Source organism: Phenylobacterium montanum, assembly GCF_018135625.1.
Taxonomy (GTDB): domain Bacteria; phylum Pseudomonadota; class Alphaproteobacteria; order Caulobacterales; family Caulobacteraceae; genus Poindextera; species Poindextera montana.
This window is the reverse complement of record NZ_CP073078.1, coordinates 391,311-405,317: the sequence shown is the minus strand read 5'-3', so window position 1 is coordinate 405,317 and position 14,007 is coordinate 391,311. Positions and strand designations below refer to the sequence as shown.

The following is a 14,007-nucleotide window of genomic DNA, read 5'->3' as shown; positions in this document are numbered from 1 at the left end:
ACTCAGCCCACGTGCTGAACCACCGCCAGCATCATCCAAACGAAGCTCGCCACCGAAGCAAGCGCCAGACCGTCCCAAGCCATCCGAACCATGTGAATCCCCTGTGGAAAGCGGGTTGCTTTTTTGTTCTTATTTCTGGTTTTGTTCCGCGTCAAGGCCGGACACACGGCTTCGTTCGCGGCCGCCACGGCCCTCCCCCTCACTCCTTCGGCATGGTGATGGTGATGTTCTTGCGGCTGGCGTCGTAGCTGGCCAGGGGCTTGGCCTTGCCGGCCATGATGCGGCCGAACAGTTCGGCCAGGACCTCGGGCGTCGGACGGCCATTGAAGTAGCCGAAGATGGTCGACTGGCTCTTGGCCTCAAGGACGGCGACCCAGCGCGGAGGGGCGTCGTCGCCGTCCTTCTTGCCCAGGGCCTCGATCAGGCCGCCCATGGTGTCGGGGGTGACGGTAAGGCCGGGCGTGGTCTTGATCGTCAGGGCGGTGACTTGGTCGGTGCGGGCGTCGGCGCCGGTTTCGTCCACCCCGCGCCAGTAGAGGGCGCCATGGCCTTCGATCTTTAGCGGGCGCTCGACGCACCAGAGGACGGGTTTTGGCTTGGCGTGCTTGTCTTGCACCGCTGTCTGGATCGCGGCGGCGCCGACGAGGGCGTCCATCAGCGACGTCGCTGAGTCGTCCTTGGTCGCCGGGGCCGCCGCGCCATGCCGCTCGGGCGGAGCCGGCTTGGCGCAGAGAGCCAGGCGTGTGCCCGCGGTGGAGGCGATCTGGGCGGTGAAGGCCTTGAGGTCGGCCTGGACCTGGGATTCCACGGCCAGGGAATAGGTCGCACGATATTCCAGAGTCCAGCCGTAGAGGTCGGTCATCCAGATGCCCGAATGGCGCCCGCCGTCCTTAGCGTAGAGGGCGGTGGTCCAGGCGTGGCCGGCCTCGTCATAGCGCTGCTCGGTCAGCAGTTGGGGGTTGTCGGCGGCGCCGAACTGCACCAGTTCGCGCTTGGCCTCAGCCATGGCCTCGTCCAAGCCGCCCTGGGTCCGACGGGTGAGGTAGAGGGTCACGCTCGCTTCGCGCGCCTGGTAGTCGCAGCCGACGTCCAGGCCGAAATTGTCGAAGACGAACGCCGTGCGCCGATCATATTCGCCGAGACTGCGCGGGCAGGCCAGGCCCGACTGCAGGTGCTCGAGCCCGCCGTCGGGGGCGTCGCGCCAGATCGTTTCGGGCGGCGCCTGCGGCGCAGAGTCGGCGGCCGAGGCTGGCGGCGGAGCCGTGACGGCGAGGCAGAGCGCGGCCGCGACCACAAAGATGCGCATGGAATCACCCTTTTTTGGCGCCGTCGCGAAGCTCGTGCGTGGTTCGAGACGCGCCCCTTCGGGCCGCTCCTCACCATGACGATTCTTTTTTGCAGTCCAAAAACTTCCTCATCATGAGGCGCCCGGCGCGAAGCGTCGGGCCTCGAAGGACGCACGGCCTCACCACTGCGTCCTTCGAGGCCCACTGCGCGGGCGCCTCAGGATGAGGATATTCTGCAAAGCCGCCAAACTCAGCGCCTTCGCCAGGAAGAGCGGAGCATTCATTGCCCTCACGCCGTGGCGCGGGGGGCTTCGTCTTTGCTCGCGCCGTGCGCGGCCAGGGCGGCGCGCACGTGGTCGACCAGGTCCTGGTGGGTGAAGGGCTTTTGCAGGAGTTCGAACTCGTCGGCGCCGGCGGCTTCGCCCGGATAGCCGGAGATCAGCACCGCCGGCAGGCCCGGGCGCAGGCGCCCGGCGGCCCGGGCCAGCTCGACCCCGCTGACCCCGCCGGCCATGACCACGTCGGCGACCAGGATCTGGACCTCGGGCCGGCGGCCCAGGATGTCGAGGGCCTCGCGGCCGGAGGCGGCGGTCAGCACCTCCCAGCCCATCTGGCCCAGGGATTCGCGGAGCATCGCCGCCACCGCCGCATCGTCCTCGGCCAGCAGCACGGTCAGGGGGGCGCCCGGCGCCGCCGGTTCGGCCGCGCCCGCTTCGTTGGCCGGCTGCGAGCCGGTGGAGGCCAGGGCCGGCAGCACCAGGCTGACCTCGCAGCCCTGCCCCGGAGCGCTGTCGATGGTGGCGTAGCCGCCCGACTGGCGCGCGAACCCAAGCACCTGGGCCAGGCCCAGGCCCGTGCCCTTGCCGGCCTGCTTGGTGGTGAAGAAGGGCTCGAAGGCCTTGGCCAGCACCTCGGGCGCCATGCCGGCGCCCTGATCACGCACGCTGACCACCACCGCCCGCCCCTGGCGCGCCTCGCTGTCCAGCACCGCGTCGGAGCCGCCCAGGGCGGCGTTGCGGGTGGAGACCGTCACCACGCCGCCGTTCGGCATGGCGTCGCGCGCATTGATGACCAGGTTCAGGATGGCCGATTGGAAATGGGCGGCGTCGGCATAGGCGTCGGCCACGTCGCCGGCCAGGTCCAGCCGCACCTCGATCGCCTCCCCCGCCGCCCGGCGCAGCAGGGGCGCGAACTCGACGATCAGGGCGCCGACGTCGATCACGGCCGGGTGCAGCGACTGCTTGCGGGCGAAGCCCATCAGGCTGCCGGTCAGCTGGGCGCCGCGCTTGGCGGCGTGGGTGGCGGCGGCGCTGAGCCGCTGCACGGTCTCGTCGCCGGCGGCGCGCTTCCTGATCAGGTCGAGGCTGCCGCTGATCACGGTCAGCAGGTTGTTGAAGTCGTGGGCGATGCCGCCGGTGATGTGGCCCAGGGCCTCCATCTTCTGCGCCTGGTGCAGGCTGTCGGCGGTGGCGCGGTGCTGCTCGATCTCGGCCCGAAGGCGGCGGTTGGTCTGGTCCAGCTCGGCGGTGCGGCGCTCGAGGTCCAGTTGCAGGCTGAGGACCTGCCCGAACTGGCGGGCGAAGCGGCCGGCGGTGAAGGCGATGGCGACCATGAACACCACGATCATGGCTGCGGCGGCCATGCGCGAAGCCGAACCCTCCAGCGCCAGGCGCACGGCCAGGGGCGCGCAGGCCGGGACCACAAAGGCCAGGGCGGTCGGCAGATGCGCGGCGTGCAGCGAGGCGCCGCCGGCGCACATGCCGGCGATCAGGAAGATCCACAGCCACTGGCCGGTCTCGTCCGGCGGGAACAGGAAAGCCGCGCCCAGGCCCCAGAGCGCGCCCGAGGCCGCCGAACCCAGCACCGAGACCGCGGTCCAGTGCAGGAGGCGCCGGCTGCGATCCGCATCGTCCTCGAACAGGCGCCCCGAGAAGGTGCGCGTCGCCGCCAGCAGCAAAACCAGAGAGAGCCAGATCCAGGGGCCCGGCGTCGCGCCGCGGCGCTGGAGCACGAGCGCCATCAGCACCGCGTTGACCACGGTGACCAGAGAGGTGACCGCCAGGCGCTCGAAAACCGAGCGCAGGCGCGCCGCCTGGATTTCAGCTTCTGCGCTCACGACTTCCGCCCCACAATCGGCGCTTGGTCCGCCCGCATCGAAAACCAGCCGAAGTTTAGCTTCGACCTGGACGCAGGGCGATCTCTATTCGCCTCGTCCTGAGGTTCATTGGCGAATTCTTGCCCGCCAGGCTCGATGACGGCCCAAGCATCCCGCAAAGGTTGTGGCACTGTCAAGCCGGCGCGATCCGGGTTAGAGAATGCAGTCGGAGGAACGTGATGACCGACGCCGAGGTGGCCTATGCTCGCGAGCAGGACCTGTCCGTCGCCGAGTTCAGCCAGGTGCTGGCGGAATCCGGCCTGGGCGCGACACGGCCGCTGGATGACGCGGTGCGGATCGGCCGCATGCTGGCACACGCGAACCTTATCATGACCGCACGGCGACGGCGCGACAGGCGGCTCTTGGGCGTGGCGCGCTGTGTCACCGACTTCTCGTGGTGCGCCTACGTCTCCGAGCTGGCGGTGGGCGCCGAGGCCCAGGGGCTGGGGGTCGGGCGGGGCCTGCTGGCGGCGGTCCAGGCCGAGCTGGGGCCCGAGGTCAGCGTGATCCTGCTCTCCATGCCCGATGCGGTGGGCTTCTATGAGCGGATCGGCATGGAGCCGCAGAAAGACGCCTTCGCCTTCCGCCGGACCCGGTGAGGCCGCGATGATCTCGCCCTTCAACGTCATCTTCTGGATCTGGGACGCCTGGGCGCTTTCGTGGGTTATCGCCGCGCTGTGGGCCGCGCCGGCCGCAAGGCGGGTCTCGCTGTGGGACCAGGGACTCTATTGGGCGATCACGGCTCTGGGGATCTGGCTGTTGCTGGTGGTCCGCGTCCCGGCCGGGGCGGCGCCTGGGCACATCTGGGTCATGGACGAGGCGCCGGGATGGCTGCTGGTCGCCGTCACCGCTGCGGGCCTCGGTTTCTGCTGGTGGGCGCGGCTGCACCTGGGCCAGCTGTGGTCCGGCACGGTGACGCGCAAGGCCGGGCATCACGTCGTCGACACCGGCCCCTACGCCCTGGTGCGGCACCCGATCTACAGCGGCCTGATCCTGGCCGGCGCGGCCACCGCCCTCCTGCGCGGCGCGGTCTCGGGCTTCGCCGGGGCGGCCCTGATGGCCCTGGGATTCTGGATCAAGGCCCGGATCGAGGAGCGGTTCCTGTCGTCCGAACTGGGCGACGACGCCTACGAGGCCTATCGCCGACGCACGCCGATGCTGATCCCGGGCCTTGGCCGCCAGGGCGCCGACCGTCCCGGGTGAGGCGCTCACTGAAGGTGAAAGGTCAGACTGAACCCCACTACAGTCTGGGGCCGGATATCGAGGCGATAGTCGCCCCGCGGCGCCGCGGCCCGCCCGCCGGCGTCGAGCCAGCTGGCCTGGGCCCGGCGCCAGCCGGGGCGGTTGAAGCCGAACATGACCGCCATGTCGGGCTGACGCCATCCGACGCCGGCCTCGATCTGGCCTGGACCGACGATCGGATCCTCGACCCAGCCTGCCGCCTGGCTTTCGAAGTCGAAGGTCTGTCCGCGCGCCGCCGCGTACACGCCCCATCCCGTAGGCGGTGCGCCGCCCGCTAGCCGCCGCCAATTGATGTCATAGGTCGCCGCCGCTTGCGGAAGCTCGCGCACGCGCCAGTCGATCTTCTCGGGCACGGAAGGCTGGGCCGCCGCGAGCGCGGCGCTGCAGGCCAAGCTGGCGAGTGGCGGTATCATGACACTCAAGATGCCGCCAGTTGCGAGCGGCGCCGTTGCGCTGGATCAAAGGATTTCCGGGCTGCGAATACTGCCCGGGGACAGCGCTGCGCCCCTTCGCCACACGGCCCTGGTTCATAGCGTTTCCGAAACCTTTGTCGTGTTACTGATTCTCAAGACCCAGGTGGTTGGAGCGTTTGAATGGGGATGAGGGGGGCGCCGAGGCTCGCAGCCATTGCGTGCGCGCTCGCCTGCCTGACCGCCGGCGCGCCGACCGCTCGCGCCCAGGGCAGCGAGGCCCCGGTCAAGCTCGCCAGGCAGATCGAACAGCGCGCCGACAAGTCCAGCTTCGCCGACCTGCAGCGCTTCGGCGAAGCCGCCGGGCGCGGGACCGACCGGGAGTCGCTGAACCGGCTGCAGCATGTCGGCTGGATCATGCTGAACCAATCGGAGTTCGAAAGCTTCGAACACTGGAACGGCCTTCTGCTGCGCAACGCCCAGCAGCAGCACGACGACCGTTACATCGCGATCGCCCGCATCGACGAGCTGAAGAGCCGCTACGACCGCGGCGACGCCTCCGTGAAGGACCAGATCGCGCGCATCGACAAGGACCAGGCCGACTGGTTCGTCCGCGTGCACGCCATGAGCGTCCAGGCCATGGAGCTTATCGACCAGGACCAGTCCAGCCTGGCGCTGAAGCGGCTGTCGGAAGCGGAGCAATTGATCCCCTCGGGCGACCCGGCCTCGAACGACGCCGAATCGACCATCTGGGAGACCATCGGCCTGGCCCTGATGATCCTGGACGACCTGGACGGCGCAGCCCAGGCCTTCACCCGCGCCGACATCGAGTTCGCCCATCCGGGTTATCCGCGCCCGGACTTCGACGACGTCTACAACATGGCCCACATGGCCGTGATGCTGGGCGACGCCAAGCTGGCGCGCGAACTGTCGAGCGTGCACCACCAGATGGCGGTGCGCTCGGATCTGCCGCACCTGAAAATCTGGGACCAGAACCTCTGCGCCATGGTCGGCGACAGTTTCGGCACGCCGGCCGAGGTGCTCCGCTGCCTGCGCGGCCTGGACGAGAAGCTGTCGGGGGCGGAGTTCCTGGCGCCGGACATCCTGCCCCTGCGCGCCATCGCCCGCGCCCGGACGAACGACATCGCCGGCGCGGAGAACGACCTGGCCGCCATCCGCGTGCTGAAGGCCTCGAACGACATCGAAACCTCAGGCCTGGAACGCGAGGGACAGGTCGCCGCCGAACTCCTGCTGGCCCAGGGCAAGACCAAGGACGCCTACGAGGCCCTACGCGCCTATGACCGCCAGCACGCCGTGGTCGCCGCCCGCCGCTTCAACGCCGGGGTTCACCAGCTGACCGGCGCGCTGCAGACCCAGCTCTCCACCGCGCGCAAGGACGCCGAGCTGCAGCGGCAGGCCGCCCGCTCCCAGCATTGGATCGTCGCCTTCGCCGGCCTGTTCCTGGTCTGCGCCGCAGGCGTGGTGTTCTGGCAGCGCCGGATCGGGCTGCGCCTGCGCGCCGCTCAGCTCAAGGCCGAGCTCGCCAGCCGCTCCAAGAGCGAATTCCTGGCCAATATGAGCCACGAGATCAGGACGCCGCTGAACGGGGTTGTCGGGGTCGCCGACATGCTGGCCGCCGCGGGCCTGCCCAAGCGCGAACGCGAGATGGTCGAGATCATCCGCAGTTCCGGCCAGTCGCTCGAGCGGCTGTTGTCCGACGTCCTGGACCTGGCCCGCGTCGAAGCCGGCCGCATGACCATCGAGCCGGCGCCGTTCCAGGCCGCAGACCTGGTGCGGACAGTGGCCAGCCTGTCCCAGGTCAAGGCCCAGGAGAAGGGCCTGGACCTGCTGGTCCAGATCGCCCCGCAGCTGGAGGGCTGGTTCGTCGGCGACGCCACGCGCGTGCGCCAGATCCTGACCAACCTGGTCAGCAACGCGGTCAAGTTCACCGACGCCGGATCGGTGACCATCACCGCCGAGCCGGCCGGCGAGGACGGCTTGCGCTTCGTGGTCATCGACACCGGGGTCGGCTTCGACGATGCGGAGAAGGAGCGCCTGTTCGGCCGCTTCCAGCAGGCGGACGGCTCGATCACCCGCCGCTTCGGCGGCAGCGGACTGGGCCTGGCCATCTCGCGCCAGCTGGCCGCGCTGATGGGCGGCGAACTCGACTGCGCCAGCGTGCCGGGGCGAGGCTCGCGCTTCAGCTTCGAAGCCCCCTTCCCCGCTGCGAGCGCCCCGGAGACCGTGGCCGAACGGGCCGAGGAGATCGAGGCCGCCGCCGAACGCGCCGTCCGCGTGCTGGTGGTCGACGACCATGAGACCAACCGCAAGGTCGTTCGCATGATGCTGGACCAGTTCGGCGTCGAGACCGTCTCGGTGGTCAATGGCCTGGAGGCGGTCGAGGCGGCGCGCCGCGAGCCGTTCGACGCCATCTTCATGGACATGCAGATGCCGGTGATGGACGGGCTGGAGGCCACCCGCATCATCCGCATCGAGGAGCAGACGGGCGGCCGCGGCCGCACGCCGCTCTACATGCTGAGCGCCAACGCCATGCCCGAGCATCGCGAAGCGGGCCTGAAGGCCGGCGCCGACGGCCACATCTCCAAGCCGGTCACCGCCGCCGCTCTGCTGGCGGCGCTCAGCGAGGCCGTTTCCGGAGGCGACCCCGTCGAAGCCGAGGCCGAGCCGGAACCGATCGCCTCGATGGTCGGGGCCTGAGCGCCACAGCAGGGCGCCAGCCGACGTCACGGCTCACAATCGCGTGCGGCCCGCTTGCCAGGCGCAGGCGGCTCGGTCATCAGATAACTGAAACAGGTTCAGGAACGCCGGGAGACGACACCGATGGCCGTAACTGCTGCGCCGCGCGAGCCGATCCTCGAACCCGGCCTGCCGATCATCGACCCCCATCACCACCTCTGGGACCGGCCGGCGCCGACCGGCGCGCCGACGCACCCGTTCGAGAACGTGATGCACATGCGGCCGCGCTATCTGCTGGACGAACTCCTGGCCGACATGAAGAGCGGGCACGACGTGCGCGCCACGGTCTATCTGCAGTGCGGGGCCATGTACCGGGCCGATGGTCCGGAAGAGCTGCGCTCGCTGGGCGAGACCGAGTTCGTCAACGGCGTCGCGGCCATGACCGCCAGCGGGATCTATGGCCCGGTGAAGGCCTGCGCCGGGATCGTGGGCCACGTCGATCTCCTGCTCGGCGACGCGGCGGCGGGGGTGCTGGAGCAGCATATCGCCGTGGCTGGCGGACGTTTCCGCGGCATCCGCAACAGCGCCTCCTACGACCCCGACCCGGCTGTGCTGGGTCCCCTGGCCCGGATCGGCGGCGGCCTCTATCTGAACGGCAAATTCCGCGAAGGCTTCGCGCGGCTGGCGCCGCTCGGCCTGTCGTTCGACGCCTGGCTGCTGGAGCCCCAGTTGCCGGAGCTGATCGATCTGGCTCGCGCCTTCCCCGAGACCTCGATCGTACTTGACCACGTGGGCACGCCGCTGGGCATCGGCGCCTATGCGGGCCGCCTGTCGGAGCGGTTCGGCGTCTGGCGGGAGAACATCCGCGCCCTCGCCGCCTGCCCGCAGGTTTCGGTCAAGCTCGGCGGCCTGGCCATGGCCTTCCCCGGCTTCGCCTCCTTCATGGCCGACCCGCCCGCGACCTCGGCCCAGCTGGCGGAGGAATGGCGCCCTTACGTCGAGACCTGCATCGAAGCCTTCGGGGCCGAGCGCTGCATGTTCGAGAGCAACTTCCCGGTGGATGTCTGCAGCTGCAGCTACGACGTCCTGTGGAACGCTTTCAAGCGCCTGGCGGCCGGAGCCTCGGCCGAGGAGAAAGCGGCCCTGTTCTTCGGCACGGCGAACCGGGTCTATCGCCTCGGCCTCTGAGGCCTATTGCGCTGTGTAGCCGCCGTCGATGACCAGCTCCGAGCCGGTCATGAAGCTGGATTCGTCCGAGGCCAGGAACACCACCCCATCGGCGATCTCGCGCGCGACGCCCAGCCGGCCGAGGGCGTGGCGCGAAATCACCATCTGCCGCATCTCGTTGCCGTTCTCGGCGCGGTGGAAGGCGTCGGCCACCATCGGCGTGTCGATGAATCCTGGATGGATGGAATTGACGCGGATGTTGACCGGGGCCCATTCCAGCGCCGCGGCCTTGGTCAGCATGGTGACGCCGCCCTTTGAAGCGCAATAGGCCGCCGCGCCCGCCATTCCGACCTTGCCCAGGATCGAGGACAGGTTGATCACCGACCCGCCGCCACCCTTGGCGATGGCCGGGCCGGCATGGCGCAGGCCCAGGAACACCCCGTCCAGATTGACGCCCAGCACACGCCGCCAGGCCTCCAGGCTGTGGCTCATCAGCTCTTCGCCCGCGCCGGACACGCCGGCGTTGTTGACCAGCACATCCAGCCGGCCGAAACGCTCCACCGCCCCGGCCACGACCCGCTCCCAATCGGCCTCGCTGGTCACGTCATGGGTCAGGAAGGCCGCCCGGCCGCCGGCGCCGCTGATCGCTTCGGCCAGCGCCTCGCCGGCGTCGGCCGCCATGTCACTCAGCACCACAGCCGCGCCCTCGCGCGCCAGCCGGCGCGCCGCCTCGGCGCCGAGCCCGGAAGCCGCGCCGGTGACCAGCGCCACCTTGCCCTGCACTCGCCCTGGCCGATCACCCATGCCCGCGCCTCCGAATCTTGTGTTTGGCTGTGACTATAGCGCCGAGGAATGCGGCCAGCCTGCACCTGTAGCCGCGTTCTGGGAACTACCTCACCCCGCGCCGCGTGCTGGGCGCCTGAGCCAGGATCTCGGCCAGGCCATCCAGGCTTTCGAGCTGAATGTCGGCCTGGGCCGCCTCAGGGCCAAGCGCGTGCAGCAGACCCCAGGGCCCGCGGCGCAGGAACACGGCGGCCAGGCCTGCCGCCCTGGCCGGCAGGACGTCGTTGTCGAGCCGGTCGCCGACATAGGCGATTTCCCCGGCCGGGCGGCCCGCCGCTTCGATCACCTTGTCGAAAAAGGCCGGCGACGGCTTCTCCACGCCCCAGCGCGCCGAGGAGGCGATGAAGTCGGCCTGCACGCCCGCCTCGTGCAACGCTTCTTCCGCGGCTTCGGGCTGATTGCCGGCGAGCCCGATGCGAAGGCCGCCGGCGCGCAAAGCCGCCAGGCACGGCAGGGCGTCAGGATAGAAATCGCCGGGGAGGAAGCGATAGCGCCACCCCGCCGCCAGCCGCGACGCCTCGGCCGCCTCCACGTCGAAGCCGGGCCGCAAGAGCTGGAACACCTGGCGATGGTGCTGGCCGCGCGCGATCACCGCGCCCAGGGCGGCGAAGAGGGTCAGGTGGGGGACGCCCATCCAGTCGGCCCATTCGCCCCAGTGCCGCGTCTCGTCCACCAGCGTCTCGCCGACATCGAACACGACCGCGGTGATGGGCATGGCCGCCTCGCCTAAAGCATCGTGCGGAAAAGTGGCTACCGGTTTTCCGCAAAAACGATGCGACATCAAAGAACTAGAGCGACGTGCGCGATTCTCGAATCGCACACGTCGCTCTAGAACCGGCCCCGGCGCTCGCTCAGGCGCCCGTCCTCCAGGGCGAACACCCGGTCCATGAACCGCGCCAGCTCCATGTTGTGGGTGGCGATCAGCAGGGCCACGCCGGTAGCCCGGGCCAGGTCGAACAGGGCCTGGAATACGGCGCCGGAGGTGTGCGGATCCAGGTTGCCGGTGGGTTCATCGGCCAGGACGATGCACGGCTGGTTGGCCAGGGCGCGGGCGATGGCCACCCGCTGCTGCTCTCCGCCGGAAAGCTGGCCTGGCTGGTGCTCCAGGCGCGCGCCCAGGCCCAACTGAGTCAGCAGCGCCTCCGCCCGCCCGCGAGCCGCCGGCCGCGAGGCGCCGGCGATCATCTGCGGCAGGGCCACGTTGTCCAGGGCGCTGAACTCCGGCAGCAGGTGGTGGAACTGATAGACGAACCCCACCAGGCCTAGCCGCAGGCGCGTGCGCGCCTTGTCCGACAGCTTCGAGCAGTCCTGGCCTTCGATGATCACCTGGCCCGCGGTCGGCCGTTCCAGGAGCCCGGCTGCGTGCAACAGGCTCGACTTGCCGGAGCCCGACGGCCCGATCAGGCCAACCACCTCGCCGGCATGGACCTCCAGATCAACGCCGCGCAGGACCTCGAGCTTGCCCTCGCCGGTCTTGTAGGTGCGCCCCAGGCCCCGGAGCGCCAGCACCGCGCTACTCATAGCGAAGCGCCTCCACCGGATCGATCCGCGCCGCCTGGAAGGCCGGCGGCAGGGTGGCGAGGAAGGAGGCCAGCAGCGCCCAGAACAGCACCCCGATCACCTCGTTCCAGTCCAGCTTGGCCGGGATGTGCGACAGGAAATAGATGTCGGCGTTGAACACGTCGGCGCCCGTCACCCACTGCACAAATGTCTGGATCTCTTTGATGTAGGTGCAGAACAGCACCCCCAGGACAAAGCCGGCCAGGGCGCCCAGAACCCCGATGGCGGCGCCGGACAGGAAGAAGATGCGCATGATCGCGCCCTGGTCCGCGCCCATGGTGCGCAGGACGGCGATGTCGCGGCCCTTGTTCTTCACCAGCATGACCAGCCCCGAGATGATGTTCATCGCCGCGATGGCCACGATCAGCAGCAGGATCAGGCGCATGGTGTTGCGCTCGACTTCGAGCGCGTTGAAGAAGGCCTGGTTGTTGTCCCGCCAGTCGGTGACCACGCCCTCGTTCCCGGCGATGACGGCCACCTGAGGCCGCACCAGCGGCGTGCGGTCCGGGTCGTCCAGCTTGATCTCGATCTTGTCGATGCTGTCCTCTCGGCCGAAGAACAGCTGGGCCTGCTGCAGCGGCATGTAGATGAAGGTCTGGTCGTACTCGCTCATGCCGACGCTGAAGACTCCGCCGACCGTATAGGCCTTGCTGATCGGCGCCGAGCCGAAGGCGGTCGAGGACGACGAGGGCGAGGTCAGGGTCAGGGTGTCCCCCGGCTCGACCCCCATGGAAGCGGCCAGGCGGTCGCCCACCAGGATGATGTCGCCGCCGAAATCGCCCTGGCCAAAGCCGTTCAGCGAGCCGCGCTTGATATTGCCGGCGATGATCGGCGTCGCCTTCAGGTCGCCCGGGCCGATCCCGCGCACCACCGCGCCCGAGGTCGCCCCGCGCCCTTGCACCAGAGCCTCGGCCTCGACCATCGGCGCGGCCTGGACGACATGGGGGATGGCGCGCAGCCGCTGGACCAGGGCCGCGCGGCCGGGCTCGTTCAGCACCTGCCCGGCGACGAACAGGTGGCCATTGAAGCCGAGGATCCGGGTCAGCAGCTCGGCGCGGAAGCCGTTCATCACCGACATTACGATGATCAGCACCGCAACCGCCAGCGCGATGCCGACGAAGGAGATGGTCGAGATCAGCGCCACCCCGCCGTTCTTGCGCTTGGCGCGCAGATAGCGGGCCGCGACCGAGCGCTCCCACTGGCTGAACGGCGCGGCGGGCCGCGCGTCAGCGGTCACGCGCAGATCGCCTTCAGGGCCGCTTCGAGGCTGAGGGTCTGGCGCTCGCCGGTGGCGCGGCGCTTCAGCTCCACCACCCCGTCGGCCAGGCCCTTGGGCCCGATGATCAGCTGCCAGGGCAGGCCGATCAGGTCCATGGCGGCGAACTTGGCCCCGACCCGTCCGTCGGTGTCGTCCAGCAGCGGCTCCTTGCCGGCCTTGGTCAGGGCGGCGTAGGCGCCGGCGCAGGCCTCGTCCACGGCCGCATCGCCGGGCCGAAGGTTGATGATCGCGACGCCGAACGGCGCCACCGCGTCGGGCCAGATGCAGCCGGCGTCGTCATGGCTGGCCTCGATGATCGCGCCCAGAAGACGCGAGACCCCGACGCCATAGCTGCCCATCTGGGCCGGCCGGTCGACGCCATCGGGGCCGGTGACGAAGGCCTTCATCGGCCTGGAATATTTATCACCGAAGAAGAACACTTGGCCGACCTCGATGCCGCGCGCCTCCATGCGGTCGGCGGGCGCCACCTCGGCCTCGTAGCGGGCGGCGTCATGCACGTCCTCGGTCGCGGCGTAGAGCGTGGTCCATTGCTTCACGATGCCCGAGAGGTCGCTGTCATAGTCGACATCCTCAGGCGGGATCGGCAGCTCCAGCACACGGCGGTCGCAGAACACGCCGGATTCTCCGGTCTCGGCCAGGATGTGGAACTCGTGGCTGAGGTCGCCGCCGATCGGCCCGGTCTCGGCCCGCATCGGGATCGCCTTCAGCCCCATGCGCGAGAAGATGCGCAAATAGCTGGCGAACATGCGGTTATAGGCCCGTCGCCCCGCCTCCTCGTCCAGGTCGAACGAATAGGCGTCCTTCATCAGGAACTCGCGGCCACGCATGACGCCGAAGCGGGGGCGCTGCTCGTCCCGGAACTTCCACTGGATATGGTAGAGGTTCTTGGGCAGGTCCTTGTAGCTCTTGACCGAGGCGCGGAAGATCTCGGTGACCATCTCCTCGTTGGTCGGGCCGTAGAGCAGCTCGCGCTCGTGCCGGTCCTTGATGCGCAGCATCTCGGCCCCGTAGTCGTCATAGCGCCCGCTTTCGCGCCACAGGTCGGCCAGTTGCAGGGTCGGCATCAGAAGCTCGACCGCGCCCGCCCGGTCCATCTCCTCGCGCACGATCTGCTCGATCTTCTTCAGGACCCTCAGGCCCAGCGGCAACCAGGCATAGATGCCCGCCGCCTCCTGCCGCAGCATGCCACAGCGCAGCATCAGCCGGTGCGAAACGATCTGCGCCTCCGACGGCGTCTCTTTCAGAAGGGGCAGGAAGTAGCGCGACAGGCGCATGACGACGGGGTCCTCGAAACTCGAAAGCCCCTGATTACCCCTCGCCTGCCCGGCTTGGCAACGCGCGAGCGGGGTGAGGAAAAGTGTGAAGCGG

General features: G+C 69.5%; 13 protein-coding genes. 4 read left to right on the top strand and 9 right to left on the bottom strand.

The window, feature by feature from the left end:
* Positions 1–2: 2 nt before the first annotated feature.
* The 3 genes from sidA to KCG34_RS01950 form a co-directional block, all read right to left on the bottom strand.
* The gene (sidA, locus tag KCG34_RS01960; RefSeq protein ID WP_211938726.1) at positions 3–188 is read right to left on the bottom strand and encodes a cell division inhibitor SidA; all 186 of its coding nucleotides are present in this window, start codon (positions 186–188) and stop codon (positions 3–5) included.
* Between the two features lie 11 nt (positions 189–199).
* Positions 200–1,306: a hypothetical protein gene (locus KCG34_RS01955; protein ID WP_211938725.1), complete on the bottom strand. Its 1,107-nt coding sequence runs from the start codon at positions 1,304–1,306 to the stop codon at positions 200–202.
* A 269-nt stretch (positions 1,307–1,575) separates the two neighbouring features.
* The gene (locus KCG34_RS01950; RefSeq protein WP_211938724.1) at positions 1,576–3,402 is read right to left on the bottom strand and encodes an ATP-binding protein; all 1,827 of its coding nucleotides are present in this window, start codon (positions 3,400–3,402) and stop codon (positions 1,576–1,578) included.
* 218 nt (positions 3,403–3,620) lie between these two features.
* Here KCG34_RS01950 and KCG34_RS01945 point away from each other — a divergent pair, with 218 nt between their 5' ends.
* Both KCG34_RS01945 and KCG34_RS01940 read left to right on the top strand, forming a co-directional pair.
* On the top strand, positions 3,621–4,040 hold the full coding sequence (locus tag KCG34_RS01945) for a GNAT family N-acetyltransferase (RefSeq protein WP_211938723.1): 420 nt from the start codon (positions 3,621–3,623) through the stop codon (positions 4,038–4,040).
* A gap of 7 nt (positions 4,041–4,047) precedes the next feature.
* Positions 4,048–4,644, top strand: coding sequence for a methyltransferase family protein (locus KCG34_RS01940; RefSeq protein WP_211938722.1), 597 nt, complete (start codon positions 4,048–4,050; stop codon positions 4,642–4,644).
* A gap of 5 nt (positions 4,645–4,649) precedes the next feature.
* Here the strand turns inward: KCG34_RS01940 and KCG34_RS01935 are convergent, their stop codons facing one another.
* Positions 4,650–5,096 (bottom strand): hypothetical protein, encoded by a 447-nt coding sequence (locus tag KCG34_RS01935; protein ID WP_211938721.1) that lies wholly within the window; start codon positions 5,094–5,096, stop codon positions 4,650–4,652.
* A gap of 180 nt (positions 5,097–5,276) precedes the next feature.
* Here KCG34_RS01935 and KCG34_RS01930 point away from each other — a divergent pair, with 180 nt between their 5' ends.
* Together KCG34_RS01930 and KCG34_RS01925 are read left to right on the top strand one after the other, a co-directional pair.
* Positions 5,277–7,811 carry a hybrid sensor histidine kinase/response regulator gene (locus KCG34_RS01930; protein ID WP_211938720.1) on the top strand — a complete coding sequence of 845 codons (2,535 nt, stop codon included), beginning with the start codon at positions 5,277–5,279 and terminating at the stop codon, positions 7,809–7,811.
* A 123-nt stretch (positions 7,812–7,934) separates the two neighbouring features.
* Positions 7,935–8,978, top strand: coding sequence for an amidohydrolase family protein (locus KCG34_RS01925; protein ID WP_211938719.1), 1,044 nt, complete (start codon positions 7,935–7,937; stop codon positions 8,976–8,978).
* A gap of 3 nt (positions 8,979–8,981) precedes the next feature.
* Here the strand turns inward: KCG34_RS01925 and KCG34_RS01920 are convergent, their stop codons facing one another.
* The 5 genes from KCG34_RS01920 to proS all read right to left on the bottom strand — a co-directional run bounded on the left by KCG34_RS01920 (position 8,982) and on the right by proS (position 13,913).
* Positions 8,982–9,761 carry an SDR family NAD(P)-dependent oxidoreductase gene (locus KCG34_RS01920; protein ID WP_211938718.1) on the bottom strand — a complete coding sequence of 260 codons (780 nt, stop codon included), beginning with the start codon at positions 9,759–9,761 and terminating at the stop codon, positions 8,982–8,984.
* A gap of 85 nt (positions 9,762–9,846) precedes the next feature.
* On the bottom strand, positions 9,847–10,515 hold the full coding sequence (locus KCG34_RS01915; protein ID WP_211938717.1) for an HAD family hydrolase: 669 nt from the start codon (positions 10,513–10,515) through the stop codon (positions 9,847–9,849).
* A 113-nt stretch (positions 10,516–10,628) separates the two neighbouring features.
* Complete coding sequence (locus KCG34_RS01910; protein WP_211938716.1) at positions 10,629–11,321, bottom strand: ABC transporter ATP-binding protein; 693 nt, start codon at positions 11,319–11,321, stop codon at positions 10,629–10,631.
* Complete coding sequence (locus KCG34_RS01905; RefSeq protein WP_211938715.1) at positions 11,314–12,597, bottom strand: lipoprotein-releasing ABC transporter permease subunit; 1,284 nt, start codon at positions 12,595–12,597, stop codon at positions 11,314–11,316. Before KCG34_RS01905 ends, KCG34_RS01910 begins: the two co-directional genes overlap by 8 nt.
* On the bottom strand, positions 12,594–13,913 hold the full coding sequence (proS, locus tag KCG34_RS01900; RefSeq protein ID WP_211938714.1) for a proline--tRNA ligase: 1,320 nt from the start codon (positions 13,911–13,913) through the stop codon (positions 12,594–12,596). The genes KCG34_RS01905 and proS overlap by 4 nt, the downstream gene beginning before the upstream one ends.
* Positions 13,914–14,007 lie beyond the last annotated feature (94 nt).

Excerpts from the sequence above, each read along its gene's own strand:
- KCG34_RS01955 (WP_211938725.1), bottom strand. The coding sequence starts at position 1,306 with ATGCGCATCTTTGTGGTCGCGGCCGCGCTCTGCCTCGCCGTCACGGCT.
- KCG34_RS01945 (WP_211938723.1), top strand. The coding sequence starts at position 3,621 with ATGACCGACGCCGAGGTGGCCTATGCTCGCGAGCAGGACCTGTCCGTC.
- KCG34_RS01940 (WP_211938722.1), top strand. The coding sequence starts at position 4,048 with ATGATCTCGCCCTTCAACGTCATCTTCTGGATCTGGGACGCCTGGGCG.
- KCG34_RS01935 (WP_211938721.1), bottom strand. The coding sequence starts at position 5,096 with ATGATACCGCCACTCGCCAGCTTGGCCTGCAGCGCCGCGCTCGCGGCG.
- KCG34_RS01930 (WP_211938720.1), top strand. The coding sequence starts at position 5,277 with ATGGGGATGAGGGGGGCGCCGAGGCTCGCAGCCATTGCGTGCGCGCTC.
- KCG34_RS01925 (WP_211938719.1), top strand. The coding sequence starts at position 7,935 with ATGGCCGTAACTGCTGCGCCGCGCGAGCCGATCCTCGAACCCGGCCTG.
- KCG34_RS01920 (WP_211938718.1), bottom strand. The coding sequence starts at position 9,761 with ATGGGTGATCGGCCAGGGCGAGTGCAGGGCAAGGTGGCGCTGGTCACC.
- KCG34_RS01915 (WP_211938717.1), bottom strand. The coding sequence starts at position 10,515 with ATGCCCATCACCGCGGTCGTGTTCGATGTCGGCGAGACGCTGGTGGAC.
- KCG34_RS01910 (WP_211938716.1), bottom strand. The coding sequence starts at position 11,321 with ATGAGTAGCGCGGTGCTGGCGCTCCGGGGCCTGGGGCGCACCTACAAG.
- proS (WP_211938714.1), bottom strand. The coding sequence starts at position 13,913 with ATGCGCCTGTCGCGCTACTTCCTGCCCCTTCTGAAAGAGACGCCGTCG.